26 protein-coding genes are annotated in these 23698 nt (G+C 71.6%); 16 read left to right on the plus strand and 10 right to left on the minus strand.

All coding sequences use genetic code 11. The features are described 5' to 3' along the window. Positions 1–79 precede the first annotated feature (79 nt). The 9 genes from EV284_RS19210 to EV284_RS19250 are packed head-to-tail and all read left to right on the plus strand — an operon-like array spanning position 80 to position 8239. Positions 80–703 (plus strand): isochorismatase family protein, encoded by a 624-nt coding sequence (locus tag EV284_RS19210; protein ID WP_130335746.1) that lies wholly within the window; start codon positions 80–82, stop codon positions 701–703. Next, positions 700–2601 (plus strand): anthranilate synthase family protein, encoded by a 1902-nt coding sequence (locus tag EV284_RS19215; protein WP_207229076.1) that lies wholly within the window; start codon positions 700–702, stop codon positions 2599–2601. Before EV284_RS19210 ends, EV284_RS19215 begins: the two co-directional genes overlap by 4 nt. Further along, complete coding sequence (locus EV284_RS19220; protein WP_130335748.1) at positions 2598–2924, plus strand: hypothetical protein; 327 nt, start codon at positions 2598–2600, stop codon at positions 2922–2924. Before EV284_RS19215 ends, EV284_RS19220 begins: the two co-directional genes overlap by 4 nt. After that, a complete protein-coding gene (locus tag EV284_RS19225) occupies positions 2924–3757 on the plus strand; it encodes a PhzF family phenazine biosynthesis protein (protein ID WP_130335750.1) in 834 nt (277 codons plus the stop codon). The genes EV284_RS19220 and EV284_RS19225 overlap by 1 nt, the downstream gene beginning before the upstream one ends. Before the next feature lie 27 nt (positions 3758–3784). Beyond that, positions 3785–4423: a phenazine biosynthesis FMN-dependent oxidase PhzG gene (phzG, locus tag EV284_RS19230; RefSeq protein WP_130335752.1), complete on the plus strand. Its 639-nt coding sequence runs from the start codon at positions 3785–3787 to the stop codon at positions 4421–4423. 29 nt (positions 4424–4452) lie between these two features. Next, positions 4453–4836, plus strand: a complete 384-nt coding sequence (locus tag EV284_RS19235) for a VOC family protein (RefSeq protein ID WP_130335754.1) — start codon at positions 4453–4455, stop codon at positions 4834–4836. Positions 4837–4857: 21 nt separating this feature from the next. After that, entirely contained in the window at positions 4858–5967 is a 1110-nt protein-coding gene (locus tag EV284_RS19240; protein WP_130335756.1) for a phenazine antibiotic biosynthesis protein, read from the plus strand. After that, the gene (locus tag EV284_RS19245; RefSeq protein ID WP_130335758.1) at positions 5967–7358 is read left to right on the plus strand and encodes an aldehyde dehydrogenase family protein; all 1392 of its coding nucleotides are present in this window, start codon (positions 5967–5969) and stop codon (positions 7356–7358) included. The genes EV284_RS19240 and EV284_RS19245 overlap by 1 nt, the downstream gene beginning before the upstream one ends. Before the next feature lie 56 nt (positions 7359–7414). After that, on the plus strand, positions 7415–8239 hold the full coding sequence (locus EV284_RS19250; protein WP_130335760.1) for an SAM-dependent methyltransferase: 825 nt from the start codon (positions 7415–7417) through the stop codon (positions 8237–8239). Between the two features lie 57 nt (positions 8240–8296). Here the strand turns inward: EV284_RS19250 and EV284_RS19255 are convergent, their stop codons facing one another. The 4 genes from EV284_RS19255 to EV284_RS19270 all read right to left on the minus strand — a co-directional run bounded on the left by EV284_RS19255 (position 8297) and on the right by EV284_RS19270 (position 13882). Continuing rightward, positions 8297–8923 (minus strand): pyridoxamine 5'-phosphate oxidase family protein, encoded by a 627-nt coding sequence (locus tag EV284_RS19255; protein ID WP_130335762.1) that lies wholly within the window; start codon positions 8921–8923, stop codon positions 8297–8299. 146 nt (positions 8924–9069) lie between these two features. Beyond that, positions 9070–10182 carry an amidase domain-containing protein gene (locus tag EV284_RS19260; protein WP_130336458.1) on the minus strand — a complete coding sequence of 371 codons (1113 nt, stop codon included), beginning with the start codon at positions 10180–10182 and terminating at the stop codon, positions 9070–9072. 196 nt (positions 10183–10378) lie between these two features. After that, positions 10379–11653, minus strand: coding sequence for a hypothetical protein (locus EV284_RS19265; protein ID WP_165425580.1), 1275 nt, complete (start codon positions 11651–11653; stop codon positions 10379–10381). Positions 11654–11722: 69 nt separating this feature from the next. Beyond that, entirely contained in the window at positions 11723–13882 is a 2160-nt protein-coding gene (locus EV284_RS19270; RefSeq protein ID WP_242625759.1) for a transglycosylase domain-containing protein, read from the minus strand. A 509-nt stretch (positions 13883–14391) separates the two neighbouring features. Here EV284_RS19270 and EV284_RS19275 point away from each other — a divergent pair. Next, positions 14392–15180 carry an SAM-dependent methyltransferase gene (locus EV284_RS19275; protein WP_130335767.1) on the plus strand — a complete coding sequence of 263 codons (789 nt, stop codon included), beginning with the start codon at positions 14392–14394 and terminating at the stop codon, positions 15178–15180. A gap of 149 nt (positions 15181–15329) precedes the next feature. Continuing rightward, positions 15330–16037 (plus strand): FAD binding domain-containing protein, encoded by a 708-nt coding sequence (locus tag EV284_RS19280; protein ID WP_130336462.1) that lies wholly within the window; start codon positions 15330–15332, stop codon positions 16035–16037. Positions 16038–16220: 183 nt separating this feature from the next. Here the strand turns inward: EV284_RS19280 and EV284_RS33320 are convergent, their stop codons facing one another. Beyond that, positions 16221–16616: an alpha/beta hydrolase fold domain-containing protein gene (locus EV284_RS33320; protein WP_242625725.1), complete on the minus strand. Its 396-nt coding sequence runs from the start codon at positions 16614–16616 to the stop codon at positions 16221–16223. Further along, entirely contained in the window at positions 16613–17158 is a 546-nt protein-coding gene (locus tag EV284_RS33325) for an alpha/beta hydrolase fold domain-containing protein (RefSeq protein ID WP_242625726.1), read from the minus strand. The genes EV284_RS33320 and EV284_RS33325 overlap by 4 nt, the downstream gene beginning before the upstream one ends. Positions 17159–17210: 52 nt before the next feature. Here EV284_RS33325 and EV284_RS19290 point away from each other — a divergent pair, with 52 nt between their 5' ends. Then, positions 17211–17687, plus strand: a complete 477-nt coding sequence (locus EV284_RS19290; protein WP_130335769.1) for a MarR family transcriptional regulator — start codon at positions 17211–17213, stop codon at positions 17685–17687. Positions 17688–17883: 196 nt separating this feature from the next. Here EV284_RS19290 and EV284_RS19295 read toward each other — a convergent pair whose 3' ends face one another. The 3 genes from EV284_RS19295 to EV284_RS19305 all read right to left on the minus strand — a co-directional run bounded on the left by EV284_RS19295 (position 17884) and on the right by EV284_RS19305 (position 19704). Then, positions 17884–18771 carry an aldo/keto reductase gene (locus EV284_RS19295; protein WP_130335771.1) on the minus strand — a complete coding sequence of 296 codons (888 nt, stop codon included), beginning with the start codon at positions 18769–18771 and terminating at the stop codon, positions 17884–17886. 26 nt (positions 18772–18797) lie between these two features. Then, positions 18798–18989, minus strand: a complete 192-nt coding sequence (locus EV284_RS19300; protein WP_130335773.1) for a hypothetical protein — start codon at positions 18987–18989, stop codon at positions 18798–18800. Positions 18990–19050: 61 nt separating this feature from the next. Next, the gene (locus EV284_RS19305) at positions 19051–19704 is read right to left on the minus strand and encodes a biliverdin-producing heme oxygenase (RefSeq protein WP_130335775.1); all 654 of its coding nucleotides are present in this window, start codon (positions 19702–19704) and stop codon (positions 19051–19053) included. A 233-nt stretch (positions 19705–19937) separates the two neighbouring features. Between EV284_RS19305 and EV284_RS19310 the strand changes: the two genes are divergently transcribed. The 3 genes from EV284_RS19310 (at position 19938) to EV284_RS19320 (ending at position 22568) form a co-directional block, all read left to right on the plus strand. Next, the gene (locus EV284_RS19310) at positions 19938–21443 is read left to right on the plus strand and encodes a cytosine permease (RefSeq protein WP_130335777.1); all 1506 of its coding nucleotides are present in this window, start codon (positions 19938–19940) and stop codon (positions 21441–21443) included. Next, positions 21440–21997 (plus strand): cysteine hydrolase, encoded by a 558-nt coding sequence (locus EV284_RS19315; protein WP_278045837.1) that lies wholly within the window; start codon positions 21440–21442, stop codon positions 21995–21997. Before EV284_RS19310 ends, EV284_RS19315 begins: the two co-directional genes overlap by 4 nt. Positions 21998–22163: 166 nt before the next feature. After that, positions 22164–22568 (plus strand): SseB family protein, encoded by a 405-nt coding sequence (locus EV284_RS19320; protein ID WP_130335779.1) that lies wholly within the window; start codon positions 22164–22166, stop codon positions 22566–22568. 121 nt (positions 22569–22689) lie between these two features. On the opposite strand, the gene EV284_RS19325 is transcribed toward EV284_RS19320, so the two are convergent. Further along, positions 22690–23091 carry a MarR family transcriptional regulator gene (locus EV284_RS19325; protein ID WP_130335781.1) on the minus strand — a complete coding sequence of 134 codons (402 nt, stop codon included), beginning with the start codon at positions 23089–23091 and terminating at the stop codon, positions 22690–22692. A 238-nt stretch (positions 23092–23329) separates the two neighbouring features. On the opposite strand from EV284_RS19325, the gene EV284_RS19330 reads away from it, so the two are divergent. Continuing rightward, entirely contained in the window at positions 23330–23614 is a 285-nt protein-coding gene (locus tag EV284_RS19330) for an ArsR family transcriptional regulator (protein WP_130335783.1), read from the plus strand. Positions 23615–23698 lie beyond the last annotated feature (84 nt).

The raw sequence follows: 23698 nt of genomic DNA on the forward strand, positions 1-23698 counted from the left end.
GGATCTTGCCGGGCTCGCGGGGTCCGGCCTGATCCAAACGAAAGACCCTCAGCCCTCCCGCCCCGAAAGGAGCCGACTGGTGGTCGGCATACCCCGTATCGCGCCCTACGCCCTGCCGGCGGCGGACAGCCTCCCGGCGAACACCGCCCACTGGACGCCGGACCCGCAGCGGGCCACGCTGCTGATCCACGACATGCAGCACTTCTTCCTGCGCTCCGTCCCCGACCCGCTGCGCTCCGAACTCGTCGACAACGCCGCCCGGTTGCGCAAACGCGCCGCGAGCCTCGCGGTGCCGGTGGCCTACACCGCGCAGCCGGGCGGCATGAGCGACGAGGACCGGGGACTGCTCAAGGACTTCTGGGGTCCGGGCATGCGCACCGCGCCCGAGGACCGCGAGGTGGTGCCCGAACTCGCCCCCGAGCCCGGGGACTGGGTGCTCACCAAGTACCGCTACAGCGCCTTCCACCGCTCCGGCCTGCTGCGCCGGCTGCGCGCCGCCGGACGCGACCAGCTCGTGCTCTGCGGGGTCTACGCCCACATCGGGGTGCTCGCCACGGCCGTCGAGGCGTTCACCAACGACATCCAGGTCTTCCTCGCCGCCGACGCCGTCGCCGACTTCTCCGCCGAACGGCACCGCCTCGCCCTGGAGTACGTGGCCGAGCGCTGCGGGGTGGTCCTGCCCAGCGCGGAGGTGTTCCGGTGAGCCCGCCCAGCGACCTCCTGGGCCGCCTGCTCGCCGCGCCCGGCGACCAGGACTTCGCCCTGCTGCACCGGCCGGAGAGCGGCACCCCCGGCATGGTCGACGTCCTGCTGGGCGAGGTCTCCCACCCGGCCACGCTCGCCGGACTGCCGCTGCCGGAGGGCAGGGACACCCCGGGCCACGAGACTCTGGTCCTGGTGCCCTACCGCCAGCTCGCCGAACGGGACTTCGCCGCCCCCGACGACGGCTCGCCCCTGGTCGCGCTCACCGTCACCGAGCAGGCCGAGCTCCCCCTCGCGGACGTGCTGGAGCGGTTGCCCGACACCCCGGTCGGCATGAGCGGCCACCGCTTCGACCTGTCCGACGACGAGTACGCCGAGAAGGTCCGGCGGGTCGTCGCCGACGAGATCGGCACCGGCGAGGGCGCCAACTTCGTGCTGCGCCGCACCCTGCTCGCCGACCTCGACGGCTACACCCCGCACACCGCGCTGGCCGTCTTCCGCCGGCTGACCGCGGTCGAGCACAGCGCCTACTGGACCTTCGTCATCCACGTCGGCGGGCGTTCCTTCGTCGGCGCCACCCCGGAACGGCACATCTCGGTGCGCCGGGGGCACGCCGTGATGAACCCGATCAGCGGCACCTACCGCTACCCGCCCGGCGGCGCCGACCTGGCCGGTCTCACCGCGTTCCTCCAGGACCGCAAGGAGACCGACGAGCTGTACATGGTGCTGGACGAGGAACTGAAGATGATGTCCCGTATCTGCGAGCCCGGCGTCCGGGTCACCGGACCACGGCTCAAGGAGATGGCCCGGCTCGCCCACACCGAGTACTTCATCGAGGGCCGCACCCGCCGCGACCTGCGGGACATCCTCCGCGAGACCCTCTTCGCGCCCACCGTCACCGGCAGCCCGGTGGAGAGCGCGGCCCGCGTCATCCAGCGCCACGAGCCCCAGGGGCGCGGCTACTACAGCGGCCTCGCCGCGCTGATCAGCCGCGAGCCCGGCGGCGGACGCTCGCTGGACTCCGCCATCCTGATCCGCACCGCCGACATCGCCGCCGACGGCAGGCTGCGGCTCGCGGTCGGCGCCACCCTCGTACGCCATTCCTCCCCCCGCGCGGAGGCCGCCGAGACCCGCGCGAAGGCGGCCGGGTTGCTGCACGCCCTGGGCGGCGCGGCCGGCCCGGACGTGCCCCCGCTGCCGGCGGCGCGCTTCGGGGACCGGCCCGAGGTGCGGGAGGCGTTGCGCGGCCGGAACGCCGACATCGCCGACTTCTGGCTCGGTACCACGCCCCCCGGCGCCCTCCGGGTGCCCGAGCTCAAGGGGCGGAAGATCCTGGTGGTGGACGCCGAGGACGCCTTCACCGCGATGATCGTCCAGCAGCTCGAAGCGCTCGGTCCCACCGCCGAGGTGCTGCGCTACGACCGGCTGCACGGCCGCCTCGACGGGTTCGACGCGGTCGTGATGGGCCCCGGCCCCGGCGACCCGCAGGACACCGCCGACCCGAAGATCGCCGCCCTTGACGCGGCCGTGGCCCAACTCCTCGGCGACCGGCTGCCGTTCCTCGCGGTCTGCCTCAGCCATCAGGTGCTCAGCCGCCGCCTCGGCCTGCCGCTGATCCGGCGGGCCGAACCCAACCAGGGGCTGCAGCGCGCCATCGACCTCTTCGGACGGCCCGAACGCGTCGGCTACTACAACACGTTCGCCGCCGTCAGCCCCGCCGACCGCCACCACGTACCCGGCACCGGAGAGGTCGCGGTCAGCCGGGACCCGGAGACCGGCGAGGTCGACGCGCTGCGCGGGCCGCACTTCGCCTCCTTCCAGTTCCACGCCGAGTCCGTGCTCACCGTCGACGGGCCCCGGTTGCTCGGGGACGCCCTGCGGGGGGTGCTCGCCCGATGAGGCTGGAGATCGCCTGGTGGGACCTGGACGACTCGCCCCAGAGCATCCGCACCCTCAACGCGCACCTGTCGGAGGGGGTGACCGGCGACTGGGCCGGGGTGCCCGGCCTGAAGGTGAAGTACTGGGTCGCCGACCAGGCGCACAACCGCTGGGGCGCCGTCATGGTGTGGGAGACCGACCGCCCCGCCGGCCAGCCGCTGCCGCCCAACCGCGCCGCCGACCTGATCGGCCGCCCCCCGGACCACCGCATGGGCTTCGCCGTCGAGGCCCTCGCCGACCCCACCGCCCTCCCGATTCCCCAGGTCACCCAGGAGCCCCGCTGATGCACGAGTACCTGGTCGTGGACGCCTTCTCCCGCAAGCCGCTGTACGGCAACCCGGTCGCCGTCTTCCTGGACGCCGGCGACCTGTCCGCCGAGACGATGCAGCGCATCGCGCGGGAGATGAACCTCTCCGAGACCACCTTCGTCCACCCCGCCCGCGACGGCGGCGACGCGCGCATCCGCATCTTCACCCCGGTCAACGAACTGCCCTTCGCCGGGCACCCGTTGCTCGGAACGGCGGTCGCGCTCGGCGAGGTGCGGGGGCGGGACCGGCTGCGGCTGGAGACCGCCATGGGCACCATCCCCGTCGAACTCGGGGACGACGACGGCGCGGTGACCGTCCGCATGCGGCAGCCGCATCCCGTCTGGGAGCCGTACGAGCACGCCGGGGAACTGCTCGACGCGCTCGGCGTCACCCAGACCGTCGCCCCGGTGGAGATTTACCGCAACGGGCCCCGGCACGTCTTCGTCGGGCTGGAGAGCGTCGCCGCGCTCTCCGCGCTCACCCCGGACCACCGCGCCCTCGCCCGCTTCCCCGACATGGCGGCCAACTGCTTCGCCGGGGAGGGCTCGCACTGGCGGACCCGGATGTTCTCCCCGGCCTACGGCGTCGTCGAGGACGCCGCGACCGGCTCGGCGGCCGGCCCCCTCGCCATCCACCTCGCCCGGCACGGCCTCGCCGCCTACGGGCAGCCGCTGGAGATCCTCCAGGGCGTGGAGATGGGCCGTCCCTCGCTGATGCTCGCCACCGCCGAGGGCACCGGGGAGCACATCACCTCCGTCCAGGTCGGCGGCCACGGCGTGACCGTCGGGCGCGGAAACCTCTACGTCTAGGCCGGACCGACTCAAGGAGGGCACGGCATGAACAGCAGCAAGTTCGAGAGCCTCACCGGCCGCACCGACCGCGGCTTCCCGGAGTACGACGACCCGCCGGCCGAGCCGCTGGGCCTGGTGCGGGCGTGGCTGGCCCAGGCCGTGGAGCAGGGGGTGCGCGAGCCCAGGGCGCTCGCCCTGGCCACGGCCGACAAGCGCGGCCGCGCCTCCACCCGCGTCGTGGTCTTCGGCGGCATCGACGACCGGGGACTGCTGTTCACCACCCACAGCACCAGCCGCAAGAGCCGCGACATCGAGGAGACCGGCTGGGCCTCCGGGCTGCTCTACTGGCGCGAGACCGCTCAGCAGATCAGCATCGGCGGCCCGGCCGTCCCCATCGGCGAGGCCGAGGCGGACGCCCTCTGGCACGCCCGGCCCGTCCCGCTGCACGCCATGTCCGCGGCGTCCCAGCAGAGCGAGCCCCTCACCGACCCCGACGCGCTGCGCGCCGCCGCCGAGTCCCTCGCCGCCACCGGCGCCGCCCTGGCCCGCCCCGCCCGGTTCACCGGCTACCGGCTGGTCCCGCACGAGGTGGAGTTCTGGTCGGCCCGCTCCGACCGGATGCACCACCGGCTGCGCTACGAGCGCGACGGCGCCGACTGGCACGTCACCCGGCTCCAGCCGTGACCGCCCCCGACGACAGGAGCCGACCCGCCGTGCAGGAACGCGCCTTTCCTCTGGTCTTCGCCGAACACGTCCCGGCGACCGCCGCCTTCTACGAGCGGCTCGGCTTCACCCGGCTGCGGCAGAACCCGCCCGAGGGCGAGCCCACGTACATCGCCCTCGCCCGGGGCACGGCGGAGCTCGCCGTGGTCTCCACCGACTGGCCCGCCACCCGGTACGACCGGCCGCCCGGCACCGGGGTCCGGTTCGAGATGTTCGTCCTCGTCGAGGACCTGGACACCCTGCTGAAGGAACTCGCCGGGGCCGGCGTCCCGTTGCTGCGCGACCCCGTGGAGATGCCGTGGGGCGAGCGGATCGCGTATGTCACCGACCCCGACGGCAACCCCGTGGCCCTCGCCGCCGGACCCCACTCCTGACCACCACACCTGGGACGCGCCATGACGCTGGACATCGCCGAGACCGACCGCATCCTCGAACCGCCGCACGGCACCCGCCCCGACCCGGACGCCTTCGTCCAGGCGGCCATGGCCTGGCACTTCGACCCCGACACCGGGTCGCCGTTCTGGCTCAAGCGGGCCACCGCCTTCGACTTCGACCCCCGCCGCGACATCCGCACCCACGCCGACCTCGCCCGCTTCCCCAACGTCGCCGCCGAACTGCGGCACGTGCCGGCCGCCGACCTCGTCCCGCGCGGCTACGGTGACCGCCCCGACGTGATCGGGGTCTACGAGAGCGGCGGCACCACCGGCGCCCCCAAGCGCGTGGTGCTGCTGCGGGACTGGCTGGAGCGCACCCTGCACTGGAGCAACGAGGCGCTCGACGCGCACGGCTTCCCGCGCGGCGCCGACTGGCTCGGCCTGGTGCCCGGCGGCCCGCACATCGTCGGCGAGTACTTCCAGCGCTCCGCCGCGACCCACGGCCGGTACGGGTTCCGTGTCGACCTCGACCCCCGCTGGGTCAAGCGCACCATCGCCGAGGGCCGGGGACCCGAGGCGGGCGCCTACGCCGAGCACGTGATCGACCAGGCCGCCGAGGTACTGCGCACCCAGGACATCGGGGTCATGACCATCACCCCGCCCCTGCTGGAGCGGCTGGCCCGCCGGGACGACCTGGTCGACCTCGTCAACGACAAGGTCCGCGCGATCCGCTGGGGCGGCACCCAGATGGACGCCGACTCCCGTCACCTGTACCGCACCGAGGTCTTCCCCGACACCGTCCTCAGCGGGAACTACGGCAGCACGATGATCCTCGGCTTCGCGGGGGAGCGGCCGGGCCTGCCCGACGACGCGCCCTGCGTCTTCGACACCCTCGACCCCTGGGTCACCTTCGGCGTGGTCGACCCGGAGACCGGCCGGCCCGTCCCCTACGGGGAGCGGGGGCGAGTGGTCGCCCACCACGTCAGCAAGTCCTTCCTGCTGCCCAACAACCTCGAACGCGACCTGGCCACCCGCGTCCGGCCGCCGGAGGGCGGGAGCGGGGACTCCGTCGCCGACATCGCGCCGGTCGGCGTCTTCGAGAACGAGACGGTCATCGAGGGGGTCTACTGATGCCGCCCGCGCTGGAAGAGGAGGAGCTGCCCCAGCTCGACGCGCTCGGGCCGAGGGGCCCGTACCGCGCCCGCAACCGGCTCACGGTCACCGATGTGTCCGGAGCGCCGGTCGCCCAGCTCAGCCTGGTACCGGGGGTGTTCCTGCACCGCGCGCTGACCGCGCTGCGCCGCGCCGAGCCCGCCACCCCCGACCGGCGGGCCGCCGTACTGGCCCGTGCGGCGGAGCTGTTCACCACCGGCCGGGTGGGCGGGCTGACCGTCACCGAGCACGAGCACCTCGTCAGCCGGGTCGGCGGAGTGCCCCTGGGGGTGGTCCGCACGGCGACCCGCGCCATCGGTGAGCGCCTCGCGGCCGCGTACGACAGCGCGCGGCGGGCCCGGCCGGTGGACGCCCGTGACGACTGGCGGGACCCGCTCACCCGTGCCGGGCGCGCGGTGTGGACCCGGCGCGGCGAGGTGTTCGCGGTGAACGCGGCCGGCAACCACCCCGGCACCCACAGCCTCTGGCCCGAGGCGCTGGCACTCGGCTTCCGGGTCGCCGTCCGCCCCTCGCGCCGGGAGCCGTTCACCCCGTACCGCCTGATCACCGCGCTGCGCGAGGCCGGGCTCGGGCCGGACCAGGTGGCGTTCCTGCCCACCGGCCACGAGCTGGCCGACGAGCTGCTGCGCGGCGCCGATCTCGGCATGGTGTACGGCGGCGACGACGCGGTCCGGCGCCACCGGACCGACCCGGCGGTGCTGACCCAGGGGCCAGGCCGGTCCAAGATCCTGGTCACCGCCGACGTGGACTGGCGCGAGCACCTGGACACCATCGTCGACTCGGTCAGCCACCACGGCGGCACCGGCTGCGTCAACGCCACCGCCGTCCTCGTGGAGGGCGACCCGGCACCGCTGTGCGCCGCGCTCGCCGAACGGCTCGGCGCGCTCCCCGCGCTCGCGCCGGAGGACGACAAGGCCGTACTTCCGGTCCAACCGCTGGCCACCGCCCAGGCGTTCGGCGCCCATCTGGCGAACCGGGCCGCGGGCACCCGGCCCTGGCTGGGCGCGGAGGGGGTGGTGGCCGAACTGGGGGACGGCAGCGCGGCCTTGCGGCCCGCCGTGCACCAGGTCGACCGGCCCGACGCGGCCCAGCTCGGCGTCGAACTGCCCTTCCCCTGCGTCTGGGTGGCGCCCTGGACTCCCGACGCCGGCACGGCCGTCCTGCGGGACAGCCTCGTCGTCACCGCCCTGACCACCCGGGAGGAACTGATCGACCGGCTGCTGGACGAGCCCACCATCGGCAATGTCTACGTCGGCGACACCCCCACCTACCGCATCGCGCCCGGACTGCCGCACGACGGCTTCCTCGGCGACTTCCTGATGCGCACCAAGGCGGTCATCCGCACCTGAGCCGCCCACCAACCGACCTGCCAGACCGAGCACTTGTCGAAGGGACCACCACACCCATGCACGCCGTTTCGTACACCGCACAGTGGATGGCAGCCGCCCGCGCCCTGGAGTCCGAGCGCGAGGACGCCCTCTACGTCGACCCGCTGGCCCGCGACCTCGCCGAGCCCAAGGGGTTCGAGCTGATCGACCGCTATGTCGGCGGCGGTCTGCTGCCGTTCATCTCCATCCGCACCCGCTTCCTGGACGACGCGATCCGCGACCTGCTCGCGGACGGCTCGATAGGCCAGGTCGTGCTGATCGCCGCGGGGATGGACACCCGCGCCTTCCGGCTCGACTGGCCCGACGACGTCGACGTCTACGAGGTCGACCACGGCCCGCTCATCACCGAGAAGCGGCGCCGCCTGGACGCGCTGGGCGCCAAGCCCTCCGTCAAGCGCCACGAGGTGTCCGCGGACCTGACCAAGGAGTGGCTGCCCGACCTGGAGGCGGCCGGCTTCGACCGGACCCGGCCCACGCTGTGGGTCGCCGAGGCGCTGACCTTCTTCCTCACCGAGGAGCAGGCCGCCGGGCTGCTGCGCCTGCTGGCCTCCGCCTCCGCGCCCGGCAGCCACCTCGCCTTCGACATCCTCGGCCGCACCCTGCTCCGCAGCCCCTTCTCCAAGCCGTTCCTCGACCGGCTCGCGGAGGACGGCACGCCGTGGATCTTCGGCACCGACGAGCCGGAGCCGTTCCTCGAGGCGGGCGGCTGGGAGGTCGAGTCGCTGAAGGAGCCGGGCCAGCCCGGCGCCGGTGAGGGGCGCTGGCCGTACGAGGTCCAGCCGCGCGGGCGCCGCTTCGCCAACCGGCTGTGGCTGATCCGCGCCCGGCTCGCCGCGCGGTGACGCCGGGTCCCTGAGCGCATGGCGGCCGGAACCCCGCCCAGGGGGTTCCGGCGCCGCTCAGTCCCGCGCCTGGAGCCGCTCCCGCAGCTCCAGGTTCTCTTCCGCCAGCATCCGCATCCGCTCCCGGACCGGCTCCAGCGCCTCGGCCAGCTCCGGCTCCGAGTAGCGCGGGGTGATGTGCTTGGGGCAGTTCCAGAACAGGCCCTCCACCCGGATCAGCATGAGCCGCTCCAGCGGGCCGTCGGTGCGCGGGTCGGACAACCGCTCGTGCAGTTCGGGGAACTCGGCCGGATCACGGGTCTCCGCGCGGCCGAAGATCTTCAGCCGGGTGGGGTTGGCGTAGTCCATGAAGAACAGCGAGACCCGGTCGTCGGAGCGGAGGTTGCCCGCGGTGATGTACTGCCGGTTGCCGCGCACCTCCACCCAGGCCAGCGTGCCGCTGTCCAGCACGTGCACGAAGCCCGGCGGGCCGCCCCGGAACTGGACGTACGGCCAGCCGTCCTCCCCGGTGCTGGCCAGGTAGAACCCGTCGCGGGCCATGATGAAGTCCGCCTCGTCGGGCCCCAGCCGGTCCGGCTCCTCGGTGTCCCGGGCCAGCAGCCGCGCCATCGCCTCGGCACTGCCCCGCTCCTCCTGCACCACCCGCACGTTCTTGGTGAACGCCAATCGCGCGTACCGGCTCATCCACGCCCCCTGAAGCCCACACCGCCAGAACCCGGTCGACGGCCGACTTTATCCACGGCCCGCCGCGCGGCAAAGCACCACCGTGGTCCGGACGCGCGAGGACCCCCGCCCGGCGGGCTGCCGGGCGGGGGTCCTCGGTCACCTCATCAGGTGCGGTAGGCGTAGAACGCCGCCGTCGGGTAGGACGCGACGAGGCTTGCCACCGACCGGTTGTAGGTGTTGGTGGAGTGGTACGTCACGTAGGGCACGCCCTGGGCGTCGCGCTTGGTGACGATCATCGTGTGGTCCTTGGACCCGTCCTTGTTGAAGTCCATCTGGATGACATCGCCGATGTCAGCCTGGTAGACATTCGCAAGGCTCGTGACCCGCTGCGAGGACAGCGCGAACCAGGAGAACTCGTTCACACCCACGAAGGAGTCCGACTGGATGTCGGCGGTACCGAACCACTTGTGGAAGTCGTTCGTGTAACCGGGAACGTGCTTCCAGCCACCCGCCTTCAGCGCCTGGCTGACGAAGTTGGTGCAGTCACCACCGGCGCCGGCCCCGTTGAAGTCCGGGTACTCGGTGTTGTACTTGCTCCAGTACTTCGTCGCGTACGCGACCATGGCCGAGTAGTCGTAGCCGGTGCCCGTGAGGGTCTTCGGCTTCGCCGGGGCCGGCCGCGTGGTGGCCGCGCGGGGCGCGTCCGGCGGGCTGTCGTCCGCCTTCACCTGGACCTTGGCGACCTCGGGCTTCGCCACCTGGTTCACCGCGAGGTAGCCCTCGTCGGTGTCCTTGATGCCCGTGAGCTGCCAGTCGCCACCGCGGTCCGCCTTGAAGGTCAGCTCGTGGTGGGCCTGGAACCCCGTGGTGGGGGGCTCGTTGCCCGTGACCTTCTTGTACGTGAGCGACGTGGTCTCGGTGACGGCCACCGTGGCACGCCGTCCCTCGACCCGCGTGGCGTCCAGCTTCACCACCGTGCTGCCCGCGCTGTACTGCTCGCCCAGCGCGGCCAGACGGCTCTTGCGGCCGCGCAGCTGGCTGAGCGCGGAGTCCTCCTGGCGCGACTGCGTGCCGGACAGGCGCACATCGCCGGAGAAACCGGAGGTCCGCTGCTTGTGGTCCTCCGAAGCACCGCCCACCAGGGCCTGGGTGCGGTCGGTGAAGACCGCGTCCGCCAGCTTCTGGAAGGTCGCCTTGGTCGCCGTGTCGACGGTCGGGTCGTCGGTGACCGCCGCGCCCGCGCTCCAGTTGGGCAGCAGGGCGACGCCCGCCACCACGGAGGCGGCCGCCGCCGAGATTATGGTGGCGCGGCTCCGCTTACGGCTCAATTTCCTTGACTTCAATGATGTTCCCCTCTACGCCGGTACACAGACCGGGACTCCGGTGACAGAGACCGGGCGAACGCATCTTCGCACGCCGTGTGCGGCAGGTGTGAAGACGGGATGCACAAGTGGAACCAGACTGTTTCACACGTCACTTGACGACCGACGACCAGTCAGGCGACTGGGCGGGGTCCAGGCTGCGCAGCCGGGCGAGCGTCTGCGGTGTCTGGACGTCCATCCAGTCGGCCAGCTCCTTGAAGGACACGCACTTCACGCCCTTCTTGGTGCACACGTTCTTGACCACCTGGTCGATGGCCCGCATGTAGATGCCGCCGTTCCAGTCCTCGAAGTGGTTGCCGACGAACAGCGGCGCCCGGCTCCCGTAGTACACCCGGTTGAACCCGGACATGTACGAATCGACCGTCTGCTGCTCCCACTTGGGGAACTCGGCCGCGTCGCCCTGCGTCTCGCCGTCCGACTGGTTGTACAGGAAGTTGAAGTCCATGGACAGCCCCTGGTACTTGCCGGACTCGTACGGCAGCATCTGGAGCGGGAAGTCCCAGACGCCGTCCTTCTTCGCCGGCCAGATCTGGAAGTCGCCCGCGGAACTGGCGTCGTAGCGCCAGCCGTAGCTCTTGATGGCCTTCAGCAGGTTCTTCTGGCCCTCCAGACAGGGCGCGCGGCCCCCGGTGACCTCCTTCCTGAAGTCGAAGGGCAGCGGGTCGATGTCCTTGTAGCCGGTGTTGGACTTCCAGTGCTCCACGAACGAGTAGAACTGGTCGATCTCGCTCTTCCACTCCTCGACACTCCAGTCGCCGCCGCCCTTGGCGCCGCAGAAGTGCCCGTTGAAGTGGGTGCCGATCTCGTTGCCGTCCTCGTACGCCTCGCGCAACTGCTCCACGGTCTCGCGGATGTGCTCGTCGGTGGCGTAGTCGATCGCGGCGGCGCCGGGGGAGTGCTGCGGCGGGTGGTAGAGGTCCTTCTTGGCCTTCGGCAGCAGGTAGATGCCGGTGAGGAAGAACGTCATGTGGGCGTTGTACTGCTTGGCCAGCCGCCGGTAGTGCGAGAAGAGATGATCGCTGCCCTCCAGGCCGCCGTCCCAGGAGAAGACGACGAACTGGGGCGGCTTCTCACCGGGCTTGAGCCGTACAGGCTTCAACGTGCCCTTCTGCGGCCCCGTGTAGGACGTGGAGCCGTCCCCGAGCACCTTGGTCTTCCCGTCCCACTCCGGCTCCGCGGACGCGCCGGGCTCTTTGGCGGGGGAGACCGCGGAGGCCCTGTCGTCGTCGTGGTCGAGCAGCAGATATCCCGTGACCGTGGAGACGAGCACGAGCAGCACGGCCAGCGCGAGGACGACGGGGCGCGTCACGCGGCCGCCCTCGGGGTTGCGTGCCTTGCGACGGCGGCCTGTGCTCGACGACTTCATACGGATCGATCTCCGGGGCGGGTTGCGGGTTGAGGAGCCGGGAAGGGGTGGGCCGGGCGGCGGCGGAGCTCAGCCGACGCCCATGGCCCGCGACCAGATTCCGAACGGCACGCTGTTCTCACGGGTGCCGGCCAGACCGTCCAGTGGCAGCGGTTCCAGGCTCTTGCCCAGGTCGATGCGGTAGACGACGATCGCGGTCGACACCGACTTGAGGGTGCCCGTGTACCAGAGCGCGGTGTCCTTGTCGGTGGTCCCGTCCTTTCCGGCGGCGGGCGTGGTCGCCGCGGGGGTGGGGTGGAAGGCCCGGAAGTTGTCCGCGAGGGCCTCACTGACCTGCCGGGCGACCTCGGGGCTGACCGCCCGGCGCCGGTCGGGCGCGTCGAGGCGGACACCGGCGCCGTTGCGGGTGACCCGGCGCACCGAGTACGGCTCCGTGTGCCGGCCGTCCGCCGCGAAGGTGGCGTAGCCGCTTGCCATGCGGATCGTGCTGGGCGTGGAGGTGCCGAGCGAGAGGTTGGGCGTCGCCGGGCCGAAGCTGGACGGCAGCAGCCCGGCCGCCCGCGCGGTCGCCTTCACCTTCTCCAGCCCGGTGTCCATGCCGAGCTGCATGAACGGCGTGTTCACCGAGCGGGCGAGCGCCTGGCGCAGGGAGACCGGTCCGTAGGAGCGCTTGCCGTCGTTGTGCGCGGCCACCTTCTTGCCGCTGCGGTCCCAGTAGGGGCCCTCGGGGGTGGTGACGGGCACCGCGTCGTCGCCGTTGTACACCGACTCCGGGGTGACCGGGGTGGCCGGGCCCTCCCGGGTCTTGTGCACACCGTGCTCCAGACCCGCCGCGTAGACGAAGGGTGTGAAGGCCGAACCGGCGGGCACAGTAGTGGCGTTGGACTCGTTGTAGCCCTGCTTGCGGTGGTCGGGCCCGCCGTAGACGGCGACGATCCGGCCGTCGGTGGCGACCGAGGCGGCGCCGTAGTGCGCGGTGCGCGCGGCCTTGGGGTCCTTCTTCAGCGCCGCCTCGCGGGCCTTGGTGACCGCGTCGGTCAGCTCGCTCTCCCGCTTGCGGTCGAAGGTGGTGTAGATCTGGTAGCCGCCGAGGTCGAACTCCTTGTCCGACAGATGGGCGTTCTTCCTGGCGTACTGCGACGCCAGCTCCACCAGGTAGTCGCTCTGCTTGCCGGTGTCGTAGATCTGGAGCGTCTTGATCGGCTCGGGGAACCTGGTGTACTTGGCACGCTCCGCCGGGGTGAGCTTGCCGATCTTGACCATGCGGTCGAGAATCCACGACCACCGCTCCACCGCCCGGCGGTGGTTGGCCGCGCTGAGCGTGGGGTCGTACAGCCCGGCACCCTTGAGCAGCGAGGCGAGCATGGCGGCCTCGCTGGGGTTCAGCTTGCTGACGTCCTTGCCGTAGTACGCCTGCGAGGCGCGCTGGATGCCGTAGGTGCCGCGGCCGAACCAGCTGGTGTTGAGATAGCCCTCGAGGATCTTGTCCTTGCTCATCCTGTTGTCGAGCTTGAGAGCGATCATCGCCTCGGTCAGCTTGCGGCTCAGGTTCTGGTCCTGGTTCAGATAGACGTTCTTGACGTACTGCTGGGTGATCGTGGAGCCGCCCTCGGTGTCACCCTGGCCGACCGTGCGCCACAGCGCGCGGGTGATGCCCTTGGCGGAGATGCCGGGGTCGGAGTAGAAGCTCTCGTTCTCCGCCGCCAGCACCGCCCAGCGGACGCCCTCCGGGATGTCCTTGAGCGGCATCGCCTGCCGGCGCACCCAGCCGGTCCGGGCCATCGGGGTGCCGTCGGACCAGAAGTAGACGTTGTCCTGCTGGGTGGCGTAGGAGTTGAGGTTGGTGGGGACGTCGGTCGCCGCGTAGGCCACGGTCAGGAAGAGGCCGGAGAGGCCGGTCAGGGCGAGCCAGCCCGCGAGCCACTGCCGCCATGACGGCAACCAGCGCCGCCAGTCCTCCCGGCCCGGACGCGGATACTCCGGGCGCAGCTTGCGGACGTACGGCGCGGCGAGCGCGGCGTAGGGGGCGAGCCTGGCGGTGACCGGGGCGAGCAGTCGGCGCAGTACGGCGAGGACGGTCAGCAGCGGGGCCAGGACGCGGGAGGGGCGGCGAGCGCCGGACCCGGTGGCCCCGGCCGTGGATTTCGGTTCGGGACGGGTGCCGTCCAGTGCGACGATCTTGAGCTGCATCGTCTCGTCGGGCCGGACGGTGCCGACCCGGAGCTGCATGGTGGCCTCGGGCTCGAACGGCGCCGGGTCCGCAGTGTTCTCGGGCTCCTGCCGCTCCGGTTCCTGGGCACGGCGTCCCCACGCCCGTTTCGGCGCCGCGCGCCGGCCGCGCCCACGCCGGACCCCGTCGGTGCCGCCGGCGCCGTCAGCGGCACCTGTGGCCTCATCGGCGTCCGCCCCCCGCCCTGCCTCGGTCACGACAGGTCTCCCTCCCCACTCGGCCTTGCTCGCGTGGGCAGACGGACCGGCCGGAATCGGTGACCACCACGGTGGCACCGATGGCCAATTTGTTACCCCCTGGCCCCGTGTCTGCTCGCGAGCTTCACAAATTATCAGCTAATACTTTCGAAACCTGGCGACCAGGGTCGGTCATCGGTCACACCGGGCCGGGCAGGCCGTCGCCGCCGGTGACCCACCTGGTCAACTCCCGTGCCCCGCATGCAGAATGGCGACCACCAGTAGATGATCGTCTGTGTTCGCACCGGCCAGAATCATGACGGAGCCCGCCCATGACCACCGGCACCCCCGCCCCCCGGCAGATCGACACCAGCACGGCCCACCCCGCGCGGGTATACGACTGGCTGCTCGGCGGCAAGGACAACTACCCCGTGGACGAAGCGGTGGGGGAGCGGTTGCCCGCCGAGGCGGCCGCCGGTGCCCGGCAGAACCGCGCCTTCATGAACCGCGCCGTCGCCTGGCTCGCCGCGCAGGGCATCGACCAGTTCCTCGACATCGGCACCGGCATCCCCACCGAGCCGAACCTGCACCAGATCGTCCAGCGGATCGTGCCGACCGCGCGGATCGTCTACACCGACAACGACCCGATCGTGCTGCGGCACGCGGAGGCACTGCTCGTCGGCCGCCCCGAGGGCGCCACCCAGTACGTGGAGGCCGATGTCCGCGACCCGGCCGCCATCATCGAGAACGCCCGCCAGACGCTCGACTTCGACCGGCCCATCGCCCTCTCCCTGATCGCCCTGATGCACTTCATCAACGACGACCAGGACCCGTACGGGCTCGTCTCCAACCTTCTCGCCACCCTCCCCTCGGGCAGCTACCTGGTCCTCTCCCACGCCTCCTCCGACATCTTCCCGGAGCTGTCGGCCCAGGTCACCGCCGAGTACGCCAAGGGCGGCATCCGGCTCGGCTTCCGCGACCGCGCCGGCGTCAAGCGCTTCTTCGACGGCCTGGAACTGGTCGAGCCCGGCCTCGTCACGGCCACCGAGTGGTTCAAGGACGGCGAGGCCCCGGCGGCCGAGAAGAGCGGGATCTACGCCGGGGTGGCCCGCCTCCCCTAGGGGTCCTCGTCCCGCACCGGCGGGTGATGGAGGGGGCGCGCGGCGCGCCACGGTGAGCCCTGTACGCGCCCCTTCGGCGGCGGCGAGAATAACTCCCGCCGCGAAGGCGGCCGTTCGCCTGACCCCCGAGGAAAGGCAGGTTGGCCACAGTGCTGCTGCGTCTGCCCACGTCCGTGTCCGAAGCTCGGGACCACCTGGCCGAGGGAGCCGTCCCCGTCGGCGGCGCCACCCTGGTCTGGGCCACCTGGCAGCGCGACGGGTTCCCGGCCCAGGCCGTGTCGCTGCGCGAACTGCCCGAGGCCAACGTCCTCGGCCCCGAGGAACTGGGCGGCGCCGTCGTCCTCAACCGCGTCGACGACCGCGTCCCCGAGGTGCTGCGCCGGGCGGCGGGCTCGGTCGGCACCGGCGCCGTACGCCGCGCGGCCACGGTCGGCGGCAACATCGCGGGCAGCACCCTGCGCTGCCTCCTCCCTGCGGCCCTCGTCCTGAACACCCGGGCCACGGTCCTGACCTCCACCGGGGTGTACGACACCGATCTGACCGAGGTGGTCGCCAAGAGCCCCGTGCTGCTCAGCCTGCGCTGGCGCACCCCGGTGGCCAGCGCCTACCACAAGCACGAGGGCGAGCCCGGCGGACCGCCGCCCCTCGTCGTCGCCTCCGCCCTGCACGCCCTGGACGAGGGCCGCTTCCGGCTCGACGTCGCCGTACGCGAGGGCTACGAGGTCGTCAGCGAGAGCACCGAGTGCGGTACCGACCCCGAGGAACCCCTGTCGGCCCTCACGCCGACGCTCCTGAGCGACGTCCCGGCCGCCCGCACGGCGGTCCACGACCAGATCAGCCGGCTGCTGGCCCCCTAGGGCGCGTATCGAGTCGTGATCACGGGGTGGGCTTCGAAGACGCCCGCGTCTCGCCACTGCGCTGTCGGTCAGTTGCACTCGCGTCACGTAAGAAAATCCAGCAACCACGCGTGAGCCACCGCCCACGGAGAACGCGCTCCCGGGGTCTTGAACGGCCCTCGGAGCGAGGTGGGGTGCCGGGCTTCAGCCTGCCGATGTGCGTGCTGTGCCCCTGGTGCGGATGTGCTGACTGAGAAAGAGAGCGGCGCGGTCCAGTGCCTCGTCGGCTTCGTCCAGGACGCCGGCGAACGCCTGGAAGACATGGGGAACGTCAGCGGTGATGTCCAGGATGACGTCCACTCCGGCTTCCCTCGCGCGGGCGGCCATGCGTGTGGAGTCGTCCAGGAGTATCTCGTTGGTGCCCGCCTGCAGAAGCATCGGAGGGAAGCCGGTCAGGTCGGCGAGGAGGGCGGGGCTGAGCATGGGCTGATGCGGGTCCTGTCCCGCGAGGTACATGGTCCCGGTGTGTTCCAGGCCCTCACGCGTGAAGAACGGGTCGATGCCCGCCTTGGTGTCCATACTCTCGCCCGTCCGGGTCATGTCGAGTCCGGGGGAGAAAGCCACGATCGCGGCGGCATGGGCAGGCCCGCGTCGCGGGCGGCGAGACAGGTGGTGACGGTGAGGCCACCACCGGCGGAGTCCCCGGCGAACGCGATCACCGAAGGGTCTTCGCCGCTGTCGAGAAGTGCGCGGTAGGCGCTCAGTCCGTCCTCGATCGCGGCCGGGAACGGATACTCAGGGGCGAGCCGGTAATCCAGGGAGAACGCCCTGAACCCTGTCCTGGTCACCAGGTTCCCCGTGAGCGACATCGCCGTCTCCGGTGAACCGACCACGTAAGAGCCGCCGTGAAAGTAGAGGATCGTCCCGGCCTGCGGAGTGCCGGCCGGCTCGACGAGCACCGCGGGCCGATCGCCGAGCGTCGCAGTCCGGGTGCGGATCCCAGCCGGGACGATCATTTCCCCCATCATCGCCCTGAACCCGGCGCGGAGCTCCTCCACGGACCGAGGGCCCTCCGGCTGAGGCCGTCGGACCATCGCGTCCAGCTTCGCGCGCTGCTGCCTGCTCATCGTCGCCTCCATCATGGGTGCATGCCAAAGAACTATATTCCTAGGCATCTAGGTTACGATATATGCCATGGCATCTAAGTCAAGCCGTGGCCCGCTCGACCTCCCGGGCTTCTTTGCCGATCTCGTCCGCTGCGAGACACGCCTCTACAACGCGCTGAACGACCGCCTTCGCGAGCGGCACGGGATCGTCACCTCGCAGTTCGAGTTCCTGCGCTTCCTGCGCGACCACCCCGGGTCCCGGGTCGCGGACCTCGCCACCGAATTCGCCATCGGGATCGGCGCGACCAGCAAGGGCGTCGACCGCCTGGAGAAGCGGGCATGGGTCATACGGCGAACCAATCCATCGGATCGCCGCTCATCACTGCTGGACCTGACCGCCGCAGGCCGGCAACTCGTCGAGGCGGCGGAGACGACCTTCAGCAACACACTGGCCGAGCTGACCGCCGACGTCCTGGGCGGTCCCTCAGGACCGGCCGCCGCACAGATCTTCTCGGAGCTGCGCTCCGTGCTCGAACGCGACCAGATCGGCCTGCCCACAGGCTGACCGGTACGCCCCCTAGGGGAGGTCCATGGTCGTCTGTTACCGCCGGCGCTTTTGCTGACTGGCCATCAGATTCCGCGTGAGCGGTCACCACCTCCCGCCCCGCCCCCGCCCCGGCGGACAGAGGCGGGCGGGTCTTCGCCGCTCGCCGAACCCTCGGCGGTGAGCGGGCCGGCATGAGAGCTGCTCGCGGGTGGTGTCAGGCTTCGGGGATGAGGATGTGCCCGTAGGCGGCGAGGGTGACGTTCTCCGGCTCGGGGCCGCCTCGCCGTCCGGATTCCAGGGCATCGAGGGCTTTCACCTCGTCCGCGGTGAGCGCGAAGTCGAAGACGTCGATGTTCTCGGCGATGCGGTGGGGCCTGGCCGACTTGGGGATCACCGAGCGGCCCTGCTGGATGCCCCAGCGAAGCAGCACCTGGGCGGGGCTCTTGCCGTGCCCCCCGGCGATCGCGGTGACCGCCGGGTCGTCCAGTACGCTCCGGCGGCCGTCGCCCGGCCCCGTGTAGAAGGTGATGCCGCCGATGGGGGACCACGCCTGGTTGAGGATGCCGTGGCGGTCGTCGAAGCCGAGGACCGCGCGCTGCTGGAAGTAGGGGTGGACCTCGAGTTGGTTGACGGCGGGGACGACGGTGGTGGCGTCGAGCAGAGCGGTCAGGTGGTCGACCATGAAGTTGCTGACGCCGATGGCGCGGACATCGCCCTCCGCGAGGAGCTTCTCCAGGGCGCGGTAGGCGGCGAGGGTCTTGTCGAAGTCCGACGGGAGGGGCTGGTGCAGGATCAGCAGGTCGATCTGGTCGAGGCCGAGCTTGGCGGCGCTCTTGTCGAAGCTGCGAAGGGTCTCGTCGTAGCCGTAGTCGCTGATCCAGGTCTTCGTCTCGACGAAGACCTCCTCGCGGGGGACGGCGGACTCGCGGATGGCCTGGCCGACTTCACGTTCGTTGCCGTACACGGCGGCCGTGTCGATGTGTCGATAGCCGAGGTCGAGCGCGGTTGTGACGGCGGCCCGTGTCTCGTCCGGCGGTGTCTGGAAGACACCGAGCCCCAGGGCCGGCATCTGGACGCCGTTGTTGAGGGTGAGGTTCTGCATCACAAGGACCTTTCGGCGCGATGCGATTACTTGAACGACTTAATGAGGGTATGTGGTGCCATATCGGTCGGGTAGAGGGCATCATCGCGCCGCTCGTCAGCGGTCGTGGTGGAGGTGGCGCCGAACAGGGCGTTGCCCGGGTCCCGGCCGGTCCGTAGACCGGCGATGCCGTCGATCGAGCCGGTGCTCCCGGCCGGCGCCGCGACGACCACGGTCATCGCACGGACGCGGGTACGCGAGCGGCGCGGAGCGGGGGAGCCGGGTCCGCCGGGGAACCTGTCAGGCGGTGGCCGGGAAGAGGGTGCCGAGGTCGGTGAAGACGGCGTTGTTCAGTGCGAACGCCGACCGGCACTCCTCCACCACGCGCCGCTTCTCCAGCTCGTCCACCGGCAGCGCGTCGAGCCGCGCGCGGTACTCGCGTTTGAAGGCGGCCGGGTTGCCGATGTTCTCGAAGACGTAGAAGCGGACGCCGTCGCCCTTGCTCTCCAGCCCCCAGGTGCGCTCCGCGACGCGCCGGATCACCTGACCGCCCGACAGATCGCCCAGGTAGCGGGTGTAGTGGTGGGCCACATATCCGGCCGGCCAGTTCGCGGCGACCTCGCGGACGCGGGCCGCGTACCGCTCCGTCGCGGGGAGCGGGGCCACCCGGTCACGCCAGTCCTCGCCCAGCAGATGCGACAGGTCGCGCTCCAGCTCGGCCACCCGCCACAGCTCCGGGCGCAGGAACGGTCCGGCGACGGGATCGCCCTCCAGTACAGCGGCGGAATCCTCCAACGCGCGGTATATGAAGAGGAGTTGCTCGGTGTACCTGGCGAAGGCGGCCATGTCGGACCGGCCGCCGAGCAGATCGTTCATGAACGGCGCCTGCTCGGCCTCCGTGTGCCGGTCCTGGCTGGCGGTGCGGATGACCGACGAGAAGGGGGGTGTCGACAAGGCTGCCTCCCAGGCAGGGCTCGCGGTCACGCGCACGACCGGAGGCCGCCGCGTTGCCGACCGGATGCCGGCAACATGATCAGGCTCGCCCAACCTAACGCCGCTTCCTGGGAGTGCCAAACCCTCCCCGTGAAGCCCCGGTCAGGCCCACCGGCTGACGCCGGGTCGTTCCTTGCGCCCCTCCACCCACCCGCCTAGCTTGGACGCGACACGTCAGGACAGGTAGGTCGCCGATGACGCAGCCGCAGCACCCCCAGGACAGCGGAGCCTACGGCCGCCACATCCAACTGGAAACACACGGCCTCGACGTCATCGGGGACGCGGACCGCAAGGGCACCCCGCGCACCCTCTTCTGGCCCTGGTTCGGCGCCAACGTCAGCGTTCTCGGCCTCAGCTACGGCGCCTTCACCCTCGGCTTCGGCATCTCCTTCTGGCAGGCCCTCGCGGCCGGAATCCTCGGCATCGTCGCCTCGTTCCTGATCTGCGGCCTCGTCGCCGTAGCGGGCAAACGAGGCTCCGCGCCCACCATGGTGCTCAGCCGTGCCGCCTACGGAGTGCGCGGCAACCGCCTGCCGTCCGTCATCTCCTGGATACTCACGGTCGGCTGGGAAACCGTACTCGCCGCTCTCGCCACCCTCGCCACCGCCACCGTATTCAGCCGCCTCGGCTGGGGCGGAGGCACCGAGACCAAGGCCGTCGCCCTCCTGGTGGTCGCCGCGCTCACCGTGGTGGGCGGCGTCATGGGCTTCGACCTGATCATGCGCCTCCAGACCGTGATCACCGTCATCACCGGCGTGCTCACCGTGGTCTACGTGGCCCTCGTCGCCGACCACGTCCACTGGTCGACCGTCAGCTCCATTCCGGCCGGCACACCCCAGCAGTTCATCGGCGCGCTGGTGTTCACGATGACCGGCTTCGGACTCGGCTGGGTCAACGCCGCCGCGGACTACTCCCGTTACCTCCCGCGCTCATCCTCCAGCCTGGGCGTCATCGGCTGGACCACCCTCGGCGCCTCCGCCGCCCCGGTGCTCCTGCTGGTCTTCGGCCTGCTGCTCGCCGGGTCCTCCGACGAGCTGAGCCGGGCCATCGCCGCCGACCCCATCGGGGCGCTGACCACCATCCTGCCGACCTGGTTCCTCGTCCCCTTCGCCCTGGTCGCCGTGCTCGGCCTGGTCGGCGGCGCGGTGCTGGACATCTACTCCTCCGGCCTCGCCCTGCTCTCCGCCGGACTGCACGTGCCCCGCTATCTGGCCGCCCTCGTCGACGGCGTCCTGATGATCGCCGGCTCCCTGTACATCGTGTTCTTCGGCGGGGCCTTCCTCGGCGAGTTCATGGGCTTCCTCACCACCCTCGGCGTCCCCGTCGCCGCCTGGTGCGGAGTGATGCTCGCCGACCTCGCGCTGCGCCGCCGCGACTACGACGAGGGCGACCTGTTCCGCCCGGGCGGCCGCTACGGCGACGCGCGCGTCCTGCCCCTCGTGCTCACCGTCGGCGCCACCGTGATCGGCTGGGGCCTGGTCACCAACACCGCCGCGGCCTGGCTGAGCTGGCAGGGCTACCTCCTCGGCCCGCTCGGCCTCGGCGGCCGGTCGGGCCAGTGGGCGTACGCCAACCTCGGCGTCCTCGTCGCGCTGGCCCTCGCCTTCCTCGGCACCCTGCTGCCGGGCCGGAACCGGGTCCGGCAGCAGGAGGCACTCCCGCCGAGCCCGCCCCCGGTCCAGGGGATGTACGGCGCGTGAGTCCGGTGCCGGGGCTCCTCGCCGTCATCGACATGCAGCGCGTCTTCGCCGACCCCGGCAGCCCGTGGGCCACCCCGCGTTACGCTGAGGCGGCCGAAGGGGTGGCGCGGCTGCTGCCCGCGTTCGGGGACCGGGTGGTGTTCACCAGGTTCCTCGCCCCCGCCCGGCCCGCGGGGGTCTGGCGCACCTACTACGACCGGTGGCCCTTCGCCCTCCAGCCGCCGGACGCCGAGCTGTGGCGGCTGACGCCGGAGTTCGCCGGCCAGGGAGCTCCGGTCCTGGACGCGGAGACCTTCGGCAAGTGGACGCCGGAGCTGGCCGCCCGTCTGCCTTCCGGCTCACGCCTGGTGCTGGCCGGCGTCAGCACCGAGTGCTGCGTCCTCACCACCGCCCTGGCCGCCGCCGACGCCGGCGTCGAGGTGGTGGTCGTCGCGGACGCCTGCGCGGGCGTGGACGACGAGGCGCACGCCAAGGCACTGCACGTACTGGACCTGTACCGGCCGCTGGCCCGGGTCACCACGGCCGACGAGCTGCTGGGCGACGGCGGGCCCTGAGGGGGCGTGACGCTTGGCCGTCCGATCGGGTGAACCGCCCGTGCGGGGCTCCGGCCCGCTGGAAACCCGTGCGCATGGTCCGTGGACGGATGGGTACGCGGCCGGGAGCGCGCTCGGGCCCCGGTCCGGCGTGAGCCCGTACGACCGCACTACCTGGGGATGTGCCATGGAGACACCCGCACACGACGACCTTCCGACGCCGACGCCCGCCCAGCAGGCGCTGGACGTGCTGGCCGTCAACACCGACGACCAGGCCGCCCTTGAGACCCTCGCGCACAGCGACGTGCTCGTCCCGATGCCCGACGAGGCCGTGGACGCGGAGGGTGCCGACTCCACCATGGTCGCCCTGCCGGTGCTCGAGCAGCCCGGCGGTGAGCAGGTGGTACCCGTCTTCACCTCGGAACTGGAGATGGCCGGGCTGCTGCCCTCCGTCTCCCGCTACCGCCTCATCCAGCTCGGTGCCCTCGCCTCCCAGTGGCCCGAGGAGGAGCTGTCGCTCACCATCGACGGCAGCTCGGAGCACGGACTGACACTGACCTCACAGGGCGTGCGCGCACTGCTGGCGCGCTGAATCACCTGACCTATGGCGAAGTCGCACAGGGCGGCTTCGCCATAGGGGTGTGCTCGGGGAGTGTGTGGCGCCCCTATGTGGCCAGCGCCTATGTAGCCAGCGCCTATGTACGAGCCGGACGTCAGTCCGAGGAATCCGCCAGCATCCGCTGAAGTACACCCCGCTGCAGCGGCAGCACCTCCGCGTGCAGCTCGCGGCCCCGGCGGGTGAGGCTGACCCACACTCCGCGCCGGTCCTCCGCGCACACCGTGCGCTCGACCAGCCCCTCCTTCTCCAGCCGTCCGATCAGCCGCGACAGCGCGGACTGGCTGAGGTGGACCCGGCCGACCAGGTTCTGCACCCGGCAGTGGTCGCCCTCGGCGGGCGTCTCCGCGGACAGGATGTCCAGCACCTCGAAGTCGCTGGCACCCAGCCCGTGCGGATGCAGGGCCCGGTCTATCTCGCACATGGTGCGCGCGTGCACCGCGAGGATGTCCCGCCAACGCTCTTCGAGCCGGGCGCCCTCACCCGTCTTCACTGCCATACCCGCACGGTAGCACCGTTCCAGCCAATCGTTGACTGTGCAACTAGTATCGGCGCAAGCCGCCGTACGGGTGACCCCGGCCCTCCGGCCTCCGCGCGCCTGCGCGCGCCCCGCCCCCCGCCCGCCGTTGGGTACCGGACAACCCGTCCCCGGAGCCGGACGCGCCACCGCCGCCTGCGCCACAGTGGGACCACGGGACACGACCGGCCCAGGAGTCGGGGGAGGGGGAGGCGGACGCATGACGGGCACTCCCTCGGGCCGGATACGGCAGACCGTCCTGTACTGGCTCAAGGACCCGCCCGCCCACTTCCCCCCGGCGGGCCTGGACCCGCTCGGCACCGGTGTGACCCCGCGCGCGGTCGCCGCCAAGCTCGGCGTGCCCCGCCGTACGGCCGCCGCCCATCTCGACTTCCTCACCCGCCTCGGCCTCCTGCGCAGCAGGCGCCGGCTGCTGCGCACGTACTACCGCCGCGACGAGGTCCGGATCGCCGAAGTGGCCCAGCTTCTCGAGAAGAACTGGTGACCCCCACATCTCGGGCAATACGGGCACCCACGGTAAGAAGTCGTTGTGAGCAAGGCGGGTTCCGCCCGAAGCGCGCGTGGCCGC

Source organism: Streptomyces sp. BK022, assembly GCF_004217355.1.
Lineage (GTDB): Bacteria > Actinomycetota > Actinomycetes > Streptomycetales > Streptomycetaceae > Streptomyces > Streptomyces griseoluteus.